At 29.7% G+C, this 12,012-nt stretch carries 9 protein-coding genes; 8 read left to right on the top strand and 1 reads right to left on the bottom strand.

Annotated elements, in window-relative coordinates:
- The first annotated feature begins 204 nt into the window (after positions 1-204).
- The 7 genes from CLPUN_RS14935 to CLPUN_RS14960 all read left to right on the top strand — a co-directional run bounded on the left by CLPUN_RS14935 (position 205) and on the right by CLPUN_RS14960 (position 9,883).
- Positions 205-870: a GntR family transcriptional regulator gene (locus CLPUN_RS14935; protein ID WP_077848050.1), complete on the top strand. Its 666-nt coding sequence runs from the start codon at positions 205-207 to the stop codon at positions 868-870.
- Positions 871-1,465: 595 nt separating this feature from the next.
- Entirely contained in the window at positions 1,466-1,600 is a 135-nt protein-coding gene (locus CLPUN_RS29230) for a hypothetical protein (RefSeq protein WP_278281660.1), read from the top strand.
- Between the two features lie 81 nt (positions 1,601-1,681).
- Positions 1,682-2,260, top strand: a complete 579-nt coding sequence (locus tag CLPUN_RS14940; RefSeq protein ID WP_242954146.1) for a DUF1097 domain-containing protein — start codon at positions 1,682-1,684, stop codon at positions 2,258-2,260.
- A gap of 163 nt (positions 2,261-2,423) precedes the next feature.
- Positions 2,424-3,224 (top strand): hypothetical protein, encoded by an 801-nt coding sequence (locus CLPUN_RS14945; protein WP_143329065.1) that lies wholly within the window; start codon positions 2,424-2,426, stop codon positions 3,222-3,224.
- A 501-nt stretch (positions 3,225-3,725) separates the two neighbouring features.
- Positions 3,726-5,732 (top strand): methyl-accepting chemotaxis protein, encoded by a 2,007-nt coding sequence (locus tag CLPUN_RS14950; RefSeq protein WP_077848051.1) that lies wholly within the window; start codon positions 3,726-3,728, stop codon positions 5,730-5,732.
- An 828-nt stretch (positions 5,733-6,560) separates the two neighbouring features.
- A complete protein-coding gene (locus tag CLPUN_RS14955; protein ID WP_077848052.1) occupies positions 6,561-8,342 on the top strand; it encodes a pectate lyase family protein in 1,782 nt (593 codons plus the stop codon).
- Between the two features lie 212 nt (positions 8,343-8,554).
- Positions 8,555-9,883 carry a right-handed parallel beta-helix repeat-containing protein gene (locus CLPUN_RS14960; protein ID WP_077848053.1) on the top strand — a complete coding sequence of 443 codons (1,329 nt, stop codon included), beginning with the start codon at positions 8,555-8,557 and terminating at the stop codon, positions 9,881-9,883.
- A gap of 86 nt (positions 9,884-9,969) precedes the next feature.
- On the opposite strand, the gene CLPUN_RS14965 is transcribed toward CLPUN_RS14960, so the two are convergent.
- Positions 9,970-10,512, bottom strand: coding sequence for a PadR family transcriptional regulator (locus CLPUN_RS14965; RefSeq protein ID WP_077848054.1), 543 nt, complete (start codon positions 10,510-10,512; stop codon positions 9,970-9,972).
- Between the two features lie 241 nt (positions 10,513-10,753).
- On the opposite strand from CLPUN_RS14965, the gene CLPUN_RS14970 reads away from it, so the two are divergent.
- Entirely contained in the window at positions 10,754-11,983 is a 1,230-nt protein-coding gene (locus CLPUN_RS14970) for an L-lactate MFS transporter (protein WP_077848055.1), read from the top strand.
- Positions 11,984-12,012 lie beyond the last annotated feature (29 nt).

Consider the following 12,012-nt stretch of genomic DNA (forward strand, 5'->3'; position numbering starts at 1 on the left):
CTGCACTAATACTAAATTTAAGTATTGGTGTGGGTTATTTAATTATTCTTAATTTACAATGAATAATTAAGTAATTGTATTGAAAGTTAATTTTATTGTATTATTTTTAATGATATAATTGTATTAAAGAATGTATTAGTTTAATCATATAGTAGGATAATTTTTGAAGTGATTTAAATTACAAGAAAAATAGAGGAGATAAACATGGCAGTACTAAAGAAACAATCATTAGTGGATCAAATATATGAAGAATTGAAAAGACAAATAATAGAGCTAAGAATTCCATTAGGAAACAGGTTAAATGTAAGTGAATTACAAGAAAAATTTGGAGTTAGTAGTACTCCTATTAGAGAGGCTATTAATAGACTTCAAAAAGATGGCATAGTGGAATATGAAAATAATATTGGGGCACGAGTGATAACCTTGTCACCTAAAGATGTCCAAGAAATCATAGAAGTTGATTTTGCACTTCAGACTGGAGCAATTAGATATGCAATGGAAAAGGGAAACAATGATGATATAGCAAAAGAAATTAAAGAATGCATAGACAATTATAAAAAATCAAGCAACAAGGAAGAACTTTCAAAGTATGTTACACAAATTATGGATATTTTTTATAAATATGCTGATAATTCAAGATTGACAGGTAGTGCTAATATTGTACACGCCCAACAAGCAATTTTAAGAAATATTTTTACAAAACAGATTAATGCAGAACAGAATTTTAGAATATCTGGAATTCAAGATTTTATAGATTTATATGAGGCTGTTAAAGCTGGAGATGAAATCGAGGCAATGAAAGCAATTGAGCGTAATAATTTTAAGGCTAAAGACGTTATTATTAAAGGAATTGAGGAATTAAATAACTAAATTAAAATAATAAAAAAATTATTATCTAAAAAGTTTAGTAATTAGATTTAAATTTTCACTAATAATTATTATTAAGCTTTTGATTGTTTATTTTTTGTAATTTCACTAAAGCGAAGTTTGATTAGTAAGCAGGATTAATATAATAAAGTCTATAATTTCAAGTGACTTTAAACATGTTTTTATTAATAAGATAGAAAGCTCATCACATATCGTGCATAATATGTGATGAGCTTTATGTTTATTATAAATGAATTTAAAGTGTAAGAATATGAAGAAATGTTGAATGTTATTACTATAAATTTATAAAATCAATACTAAAAATTCTTGCTTTTTCAAAATTATAAGTGATATAATCATCTTAAAATAATAATCATGCAAGATATATAATGTATGATATATGTTGTTGATTAGTAAGGAGGAGTTATATATGAAAGAACTGATTACAGGAAATGGGATTCTTGTTGGAAGGGGTTACGAAGTTGGACTAGCAGTTTCATTAGCATATGCAGGAACACTAAGTATTGAAATCCTTAAAAACCATCCGTAATATAAAAGGGAAATTATAACTGAATAGGCACCTAATGAAAAAGCTGCAATGGACGTGGCAATAGGAGCATCTATGATTGGAGTTAGATCTTTATCACCCATATATCTTAAAACATTTGATTGGGCTTATTCTATAGAAGATGAACATACTCGAGAGGAAAGCAAATTTCCTAATGAAGGGTAGTTAGAGTTATTTCTAAAGTTGTAATTTTACTAGATGAAAATGAAATGGAAGCGTTACCTTTTGGGGGGCTTAGAGTATTGAATGGAGAAGAAAAAGATAATGTCTTTGAGAAAAAAATGTAGTACAGAGGAAATACAAAAACATAGAGAAGAAATATTTAAAGTTATTACCCTTGCTATGGGAATTGGTTTATTACCTCCAATTTGGGCAGTTTTAAGTCCATTTTTAGGAATAAAAGTTGGAGGTGTTGCGTTAGTTTGCGCAGCATTGTTTGTAGCAAATGGAAATAAGATTCAAGACATAATCAAAATTTCTGTAGGATTTGCAATAAGTGTTGCTTGGGGATGCATAGCATCATATATTATAAATGTTTTACCATGGAATAAGAGTATAAATGTATTTATTACACTATGTTCCATGGGAGTAATAGCAGTATTAATAGCCAGTAGCAGATTAAAAAAAATTATCTATTTACCTTCATGGTTATGTGGATGGGCAATTACACTTGGAATTCTAGGAGAACTTCCAATGGGAGCTTGGGGAAATATTCCTATGGCTATACTTGTATCAATGATTGTTGGAGTTGTTTATGTAGGTGCTGGAGTACTTGTATTTGGAAATTTCATTAACAAGTTATTGGCATATATAAGTTCAATTTAATAAGGTTAAAACTTTTTTGAAAATATATTTAAGCTTTAATTTACAAAACGATATCAGTATTTGATTATAATATTTTCTATTTAAAATCATTAATTAAAAAAATGTTATTAGACCATTTTTATAAAAATACAAAAATTATTCAAATAGAGAGGAAAAAATAAGTATGAAAAGAAGTTACCTTACACTTAATTTAACGGATTTAAATGATTTACCTAAAATGAACCGTTGGTTATTTAAGGACCATGCTCCTGATACAGTAAGTCAAAATGGGCCAATATTAGAAAGATACACGACTTACAGAGCACTTCCAATTCCAGAAGGTGCTGAAGCTTTTGGAGCTTACAATTGGAGAATGACGGAACATTTTTGGAGAGAAGATCCATTTGGTGATGTACAGCTAGATCATGGTTCTGCCATGTCTGAAATTTGGTGCGAAGGATATAATGAAGCTATAGGAAATCCAATAGATTCACAAGCAAGAGGAGATTGGAGTGAAAGTGATAAAAATCCTAATGCACATCCACCAGCTTTTATATTTTGCAATTATAGAGCAGATAATTCTTTTAAAGGAAAAGGAATAACACTTAATGATGGGCCATTTTTTAGATTTGTAGTTACGTTCAAATACCCTGATGGTGTTAAATTTGAAGCTGGTGAAGAGTGGTTGTTAACAAAATTTGCTCCTGCAGTTTGTGAACAAGAAGATTTGTTAAGAGCATTTTCGTATAAAGCTGTGCCACCTTATGCAGGTCCATTTCAACGTGTATTAGAGTTATGGTATAGAGATTCTAACACCTGGAAGAAAAATTGGGTGGAAAATCAGCCTAAGGTACCTAAGCCAGTATGGGCAAAAATAGATTATGCACCATATTTAGAACCATATAAGGATATGATTAGTATCTTCTTAGAGGAAGCTCCAGAAAGAGATTTCTTGAGAGGATTACCTTATAATGTTACCTGTTAAATTTAATAAATATAAAAATTAAATTATTAATGATTAAGTTTTAAAAAGCAAAAAATTAAAAAATTTACAGGTTGAAACTTAACTTTGGATAAAAAGAGTACATTTTATTAAAATTGTTTTTGGGATATATAATTTTTTAAAAGTCTTGTAATCTGAATTTTCTGTATAGATAAAAATTATTCTATATTATGAATGTTATATACGTTGCAATTAGTTCTTTACACCATATATCTAATCATTTATTCAGCGTATAACCTTTTTGAATGTGATTTTATTATTTCAACATATATATAATTGAATCAATATTAATTTCCAATTACATAATAATCAAGCTGACTTCATTGATGATATATTAGTTACATGCAAAATCGTGGAAAATATATTGTATATGTAAAGGTTTGGGGATGAAGGTCGATAATATATAGATGATGCCACAAAAGGTCGAAAAACATAATAATTCACTTAAACAAGTGTAAATTCATAAAATTAGAGGAGACGATTATGGAAAAAGTGAAAAGATTTAGAGTTAATAACATTAGGAGTAAATTAGTTATTAGCCTAATGGGGATATGTATTATTCCATTAATTATTTTAGGTTATGGTGCTAATTGGCAAGCTGGATCAATTCTTAATGAAAAATTAAAGGTAACAAGTCAGCAGACACTTTCAGAAGTAAATGATGGAATTGATAATTACTTCGAAGGGTATAGCAGCATGGTTGTTATGTTATCAAATAATTATAATTTTCTTAATGCTGATAAAGATGAGTCATACTCATTTATTCCAGCATTATTGAAGAACGTAAAAGAGAGTAATAATGGTATTTTTAGTACATATTTTGGAACTTCAGATGGAAAATTTTCAATATATCCTAATGAAAAAATGTCGGATGGATTTAATCATATGGAAAGACCTTGGTATAAAGAAGCTGTTGAGAATAAAGGGAAGGTAATAATAACCTTACCATTTAAAGATGCTCAAACAGGAAAAAGCGTTGTAGCAATTGCTAAAGCTGTGGAGAGAGATGGAAAAATTATTGGTGTTTCTGGTATGAGTATTTCGTTGGATACACTTACACAAAAGATAAGTTCAAAGAAAATAGGACGTTCAGGTTACATATTTGTTTCAGATGTAGAAGGTAAAAGTATGATAGCTCATCCTAGCAAAGACTTAATTGATACTGATGTAGCATCTAAGCAAACTTTTTGGAATGAGGTAAAAACATCAGAAAATGGATTTATAACTTATACATTTAATAATTCAGAAAAATTTGGTGTATATGAAACTAATCCATTAACTGGATGGAAATTAGTAGCCACATTAGATGAAAAGGAAGTAACTACTGATACAAATTCAATATTAACAACAACGTTAATTATAGTATTGGTTATATTGGTGATTTCTATAATTTTATCTTTATTATTAAGTAAAGGAATTGCAAAAAATATTAAAAATTTAAAATACGTATTTGAAAAAGCTTCTAAGGGAGATTTAACTGTAACAATTAATGCATTAACTAAAGATGAATTTATGGATTTAGCAAATTCATTTAATGATATGATGAACAATATATCAAATCTTATGAGTAATGTTTCGAGTTCATCTAAGACAGTGTTAGAAACTTCATCAAATCTTGCAAGTATGTCAGAAGAAGTGACAGCTTCTATAGGAGAGGTTGCAAAAGCTATACAAGAAGTTTCAGAAGGTGCAACAGATCAAGCACAAAATGCTCAAAATGGGGCTGAACAGATGAATGATTTAGCAGACAGTTTGGATAAGATTAATGAAAATTCTAATGAAATGGATAAGCTTTCTATGAGTACTAAGGGGTTAGGCGATAAGGGACTATCTATGATAGGTACATTAATAGAAAAATCTAATAAAACAAAAATAGCTACCTCAGAAGTTAATGATATAGTTAAAGATATGAATGATAGCACTAAAAAGATAAATAGTATATCAGAGACAATAGCTGAAATAACAGAGCAGACTAATTTATTATCACTAAATGCAAGTATTGAATCTGCGCGTGCAGGTGAGGCTGGTAAAGGATTTGCAGTTGTAGCAGAGGAGATAAGAAAACTTGCAGAACAATCAAAAGAATCAACAGGTGAAATTAAGGCTATTATAGCAAATATTCAAACAAAGTCTGATATAGCTGTAAGTGCAATTAAATCTACAGAAGAAATAGTAATTGAACAAGAGTTAGCAGTAGGTCAAACACAAGAAATTTTCAATGAAATTCTTAAATCAATTGGAACAATGATAGCTAAGGTTGAAGAAGTAAAGGTGTCTATTATTGATATAAATAAAAAGAAGCAAGGTGTAGTATCAGAAATTGAAAATATTTCATCTATATCACAAGAAACAGCATCTGCATCAGAAGAAGTAACTGCATCTACAGAAGAGATAACAGCTGTTATGGATAGATTTACAAAATATGCAGATGAACTTCAAGTATTATCTGAAAAATTAGCTTCCGAATTAAATAACTTTAAAATAAATTAGTCTATATAATTTTAAAAACAGATATAATTAAAAGCTCAGAAGATTAGGTGGTAGTTATAATGAAAATGAGTATAAAATTAAAGAGATTATTATACTCATTGAGAAATATATGAGTACAGCGAAAGTAGCAGAATTACCTAAAATAAAAATTAGGATATAGAAAAAATATTAAATGTACATATATATAATTATGAATAAATTGGTACTGGGCAAGTTTAATCTCTCGTTCTTATAGACATAGTAAAATTATGTTTATAAGAATGAGAGATTTTTTGATTTCTATGGGCAGTATTCAAATGTTCTAAGAAAAGTAGAGAGAAAGGCAAAAAAACAATTGTAGCTTGTGCGACTTTTCAAAATAAAATAAAGAGTATTGGTGAGCAGGATTAACATATTGAAAAAGATAAATATATCCAATGTTAATTCTGTAATGAATATTAATCTTTTACCTATGTTAATTTTCTATTTTAAGACATTTTACTTAGCACTTACGACATTATATTATGATGTTACGATATTCTTATTGATAAAAAAAATATATATGATAATAATTAGCTTAGTTAAATATATTTTTATACAAATTTAAATAAAATTTTTAAAATATTATTTAAACTTTATAATCTTACTAGCCTTATAATCAGATTAATTATTTTCTGTAAACGTATAATAGTTGATTTGATTTAATATATATAAGTTCTAATTAAGAAAGTTCATAATTTAGTTGGTTGTCTTATCCAATCACTCTAATATAGAAATTAAATCTTAATGAACAAAATTTTTTAGAACATATATAAATAAAAAATAAATTAATGAAAAGGGGATCGTTAAATGGTAAAAAGACTTAAAAAGAATAATAAAATTCAAAAGTTTTCACAAAAAGTAGTGTTAGCTACTTTGGCATCATCAATAGTCATGGCACCAACATTTGATGCTAGTGCTAGTACATCAACTAATAGTAAAAGCTCAGCAACAGTAGCAGTTGAAAAGAGTACAAGTGCTGCAAAGGCTACAACAACTACAGCAGGAGAATTTAATGGAGCTACATTAAATAGTCAAGTATCTATATTAGATAGTGAGGGATGGTTAGAATCAGCAAATGTAGAATGGAACGCTGTTCAAAATGCTACAGGATATAATGTTTATTATAAGTTAGCAAGTGCTCCTGATTCTCAATATAAGCAATTAGATAATCAATTAATTAGAAAATATGCATCATATTATAGAGCTGATGCACTGGGTCTAGCAGAAGGTAATTATGTAATAAAGATAGTACCTATTGTTAATAATCAAGAGGTAGCTTCATCACAAGCAGTTACAAAATCTCTTAGTGTAAAATCAAATACAAGAGAAGGGTTTGCTTTTTCTAAGCAGTCACCAATGGGAACAGGTTCAGGAGGATATAATGATAATGGTACTGTAGCAGCTAATGCTAATATTTTATATATCACAGCCAGCACAGTAAATACAATAAAATTAGATGTTGTAACAAATGCAAAAGGAACTAAAACTATATGTACAGGTCTTACTGATATTTTATCAAAACGTCAAAAGGGGTATGATAAAACTCCACTTATTATTCGTATGGTAGGTCAAATTAAATCATCTGATATAACTGGACTTAATAGTACTGGATATTTAGAATTAAAAGGTTCTTATAATACTACATTTGAAGGTGTAGGAGAAGATGCTACAGTTTATGGTTGGGGAATTCTTGTTAGAAATTCTCATAACGTAGAAATCAAAAATATTGGAGTGATGTTATTCCCTGATGATGGTATTTCACTTGATACAGACAATGAAAATATTTGGGTTCACAATAATGATATTTTTTATGGATCAGCTGGAAGTGATGCAGACCAAGTAAAGGGTGATGGTTCTACAGATGTAAAACTATCAACTTATGTTACAATTGCATATAATCATTATTATGATTCAGGAAAATCTTCACTTTGTGGCATGAAGGATACAGAAAACTTCTTTGTTACGTATCATCATAACTGGTTTGATCACTCAGATTCAAGACATCCTCGTATTAGGGTCGGAACTGTTCACGTGTACAATAACTATTTTGATGGTAATGCAAAATATGGAGTTGGTGTTACAAAAGGTTCGTCAGCTTTCGTAGAAGCTAATGATTTTAGAAATTGTAAAGATCCAATGCTAAGTTCATTACAAGGTACTGATATTAAATATGGTACTGCAGGAGCTGGATTCTCAGGTGAAGCTGGTGGTATGATTAAGGCATACAATAACAAGATAGAAGGCGCTGCAAGTCTTATTTATGCTAGTGACAATGCTACTCAATTTGATGCATATTTAGCTAAAACAAGAAATGAAGTAGTTCCAAACACATACAAAACTGTAAGTGGAGGAACAACTTATAATAATTTCGATACAAGTTCAACAATGTACAACTATAAACCGGATGCACCAGAAGCAGTAAGAAATAATGTTACTACTTATGCAGGAAGAGGAAATGGTGGAGATTTCATATGGAAATTTACAAATGCTGATGACACAAGTTCTACTATGGATGCTAATTTAATGGCTAAGATTAAAGGTTACCAATCTAGTTTAGTTTCTGTTGGAGGAAATTCAATAGTTAAATAATCATACAAACTATTAATGAATAATGAGGCATAATTTTTAATCGAATTATAGTTAACGTTAACAATGGGATTATATTAAATTTTATGCTTTATATTTATAATATAAATCACATAATAAAATGTATAAAAGTAATATATATAATTAAAAAATATGCTTAAAATGAGATTAAATCTCATTTTAAAACAAATAAAAATAAGTGAGGCGATTAAATTATGTCAAAAAAAGTAAAAGTATTATTAGCAAAATTAACAATTGTATCTATGGCCTTATCAGTTTGTTATGTAGCTGGAACTCCTACTGTAAACGCATTTGCAGCGACAACTAGTTCTAAAACTACTACTAGCAGTATAGCAGCAGCTAAAGCTACAGATGTTAAAACAGTTAAGACTTTTGATGAGTTAAAAACAGCTGTTACTTCTGCAACTAGTGGACAAACAATAGAAATTGCAGCAAATACACTTGATTGTACAAGCCAACTTGTACTTGATAAAGTAAACTCAGGTATTACAATTAAGGCAGCAGCAGGATACTCACCAGTATTAGATTTCTCTTCATTTAGAGATGCTGCAAAGAAAGCAAGCCCTAGTAAAACAGGTGATGCATATGTAGGTGTAAGAATAAGTGGAGGTAATTATACAATTCAAGGTCTTACAATTCAAAAGGCATATGATAATGGTATGCTTATAAAGCCAAACTATAATAGTGCATTAAAAAAAGCTGATCAGAAGCCAGGAGAACCAGATAATAATAAAATTATAGATTGTGTATTCAGTTATAATGGTGATGCAGGTCTTCAAATTTCAGGTAGTGACGGATTAGAAGACTTAGGACTTAAAGTACGTCCAGATAATAATACTGTAACTGGCTGTGTAGCTTACAGAAACTTTGATCCACTTACAACTGGTGGAAATGCGGATGGATTTGCAGCAAAGCTTTTCCTTGGAACAGGTAATGTATTCACATACTGTGTAGCAGCTGAAAATTCAGATGATGCTTGGGACAGTTTTGCTATAGAAAACAGTGATGTAACATATAACAATTGTGTAGCATATCACAATGGAGATGCTAAAGTTTATACTGGAGCATATGATAAAGCACAAGGACTTCCAGTAGATAATGACGTGACAAAAGGTAAATCAACTGGAAACGGTAATGGATTTAAAATGGGTTCAGGGTCATCGAAATATGGTGCTCAAACAAGTGGTGTTAGGAGTATGACAAATTGTTTAGCTGTTGATAATACATCAAAAGGTTTTGATGAAAATAATGGAGCTGGCACAATTAACATAACTAATGGTATGGCATTTGGAAATAAAACGGATTATCAACTTGATCTTATGAAAGCAGGAACATTTACAAATGTTCAAGCATTTTCAGCAGCAAAGAGCAATAAAGCTCCAAGTGGTGGAACTATAACAACTGTAGATTCAGTAAAACAAGCAGCTATAAGAAAAGAAGTTGATACAGCAATAGCAAAGATGAGACAAGAACTTAAAGATAAAAAAATTCCAACACGTATGAATTTCAGTTTTTGGAAGTAATTAGATAGAAAATTATGATATGACGCGAAATTAACTTTAAAATATAAAACCCATGACAATTAATTTATAAAATGTCATGGGGTATTTTAATTAGTATTTTTACAATAACTAATGCAAAGGTTCAACCATTTGATAGTAGATTCCTCTCGTATAATAGCTCCATTTAGAACAATAAAATCTCCAAAAGCATCACTATCAATATGTGGAATACCATTATAAGGTTCCAATTGAGTATATAAAAAAGCAAGTCTTTCATTATGTTGAGATAACTGCTGTTCTAATAAATGAAGTCTAGTGTTTAAATCTAAATTATTTGAAAAGTACATCCTAAGGCGAAAAATATTTTTTGGTGTCTGTTCCATGGGTTCGTCTTTCTTTAACCACTTTAAAAAGTCTTTCTTGCCTTTTTCTGTAATGGTATAAACTTTTTTTTCTAAAACATCTCCAGTGATTTCAATATCATAAACTATAAGTTTCTCGTCAACTAATTTTTTTAATTCTGGATAGATTTGACTGTGTTTTGCACTCCAAAATTCAGCTAATTGAAAATTGAATTCTTTTCCTATATCATAACCTGTCATTGGTTTTCTATTTAATAATCCTAAAATTGCAAATTTAAGTGTCCTCATAAACACACCTCTTTCCTAACTCTATTTATTATAGCATTGTTTTTGTAAATTACAATTGTATGAAATTGAATAAATGAAAAGAATATTATACATTATTATATGTTAAATGTATATATCAAAATATATAAATACAAATATATAAATATTTATATATTTGTACTTACATGATTATAAAATCGTGATATTATTAACATGAAATTGTGATAATATTAACAAGAAAGATAAACAAGGAGGAATTTTAATGGAACTAACAAAAAAAAGATGGATTATTTTAATTGCAAGCTGCTTTATTAATTTATGCATTGGTTCAATGTATGCTTGGAGTGTTTTTGCAGCTCCTATGGCAAAGTACTTGAGTCAAGTTACTGGTGCTACCTTAACTGCCGGGGTTCTAGCAATCGTTTTCACTGTTACAAATTCAGTTGGACCTATTACTATGATTACAGGTGGAAGAATTAATGATACTTTTGGACCTAAAAAAGTTATCTTTCTTGGAGGAATACTCTTTGGCGGAGGTATGATTTTATCCAGGTTTGCCACTAGCTTAAACGTGTTAGTATTGGCGTATGGTATTATAACTGGTCTTGGTATTGGAATGGTTTATGGATGTACAATCAGTAATTCAATTAAATTTTTTCCAGACAAACGTGGATTTGTTGGAGGTATTACAACGGCATGTTATGGCTTTAGTTCAGTAATAGTTCCACCAGTTGCTAATATATTAATTAGTAATTTTGGAGTAACAGCGGCATTTAAGATAATAGGTACTGTATTTCTCATTATTGTATGTGTCTGCTCATTCTTTATTGATAAATGTCCAGCAGAATTTGTTCCTGAAGGTTGGATGCCACCAGCTTCTAATGGAAACAAGTTAAATCAAAATGATAAAGACTGGAAAGGAATGCTTACAAGCCCTGTTTTCTATCCAATGATTTTAGTATTGTTATGTGGTGCATTCTATGGATTAATGTGTTCTGCATTAGCATCTCCTTTAGCGCAAGGTATGATTGGAATGTCAGTTGCAGCTGCAACTACAGTGGTTTCTGTTTTGGCATTGTTCAATACTGGTGGCCGTATTTTTGCAGGTTATGTTTCAGATAAAATTGGCAGAATAAATACACTTACTATTGCATTTGTTCTTGCTATCATGGGACTTGGATGTCTGTATTTTTCAGGACAAGGAGATGTTACAAAGTTCTATATAGGTATTATAAGTGTTGGGGTATCTTTTGGCGCATTTATGGGTGTTTTTCCAGGGTTTACTGCAGATCAATTTGGTACAAAACACAATAGTGTTAATTATGGAATAATGTTCGTTGGTTTTGCAATATCAGGTTATTTTGGACCAACAGTCATGAAAAATGTATATGCTATTGACCATAGTTATCAAAGAGCATTTTTAATAGCAACGATTCTATGTGCTATAGGTTTTGTATTAACATTTTTTTATCGTTTTGTAAAGAAAAAATAAGCCACAACAAATAAGTAAGTAGAATTAAC

The organism is Clostridium puniceum (assembly GCF_002006345.1).
Taxonomy (GTDB): Bacteria; Bacillota; Clostridia; order Clostridiales; family Clostridiaceae; genus Clostridium; species Clostridium puniceum.

Coding starts and splice junctions, on each gene's coding strand:
- CLPUN_RS14935 (WP_077848050.1), top strand. CDS start 205: ATGGCAGTACTAAAGAAACAATCATTAGTGGATCAAATATATGAAGAA.
- CLPUN_RS14945 (WP_143329065.1), top strand. CDS start 2,424: ATGAAAAGAAGTTACCTTACACTTAATTTAACGGATTTAAATGATTTA.
- CLPUN_RS14950 (WP_077848051.1), top strand. CDS start 3,726: ATGGAAAAAGTGAAAAGATTTAGAGTTAATAACATTAGGAGTAAATTA.
- CLPUN_RS14940 (WP_242954146.1), top strand. CDS start 1,682: ATGGAGAAGAAAAAGATAATGTCTTTGAGAAAAAAATGTAGTACAGAG.
- CLPUN_RS14960 (WP_077848053.1), top strand. CDS start 8,555: ATGTCAAAAAAAGTAAAAGTATTATTAGCAAAATTAACAATTGTATCT.
- CLPUN_RS14965 (WP_077848054.1), bottom strand. CDS start 10,512: ATGAGGACACTTAAATTTGCAATTTTAGGATTATTAAATAGAAAACCA.
- CLPUN_RS14955 (WP_077848052.1), top strand. CDS start 6,561: ATGGTAAAAAGACTTAAAAAGAATAATAAAATTCAAAAGTTTTCACAA.
- CLPUN_RS14970 (WP_077848055.1), top strand. CDS start 10,754: ATGGAACTAACAAAAAAAAGATGGATTATTTTAATTGCAAGCTGCTTT.
- CLPUN_RS29230 (WP_278281660.1), top strand. CDS start 1,466: ATGGACGTGGCAATAGGAGCATCTATGATTGGAGTTAGATCTTTATCA.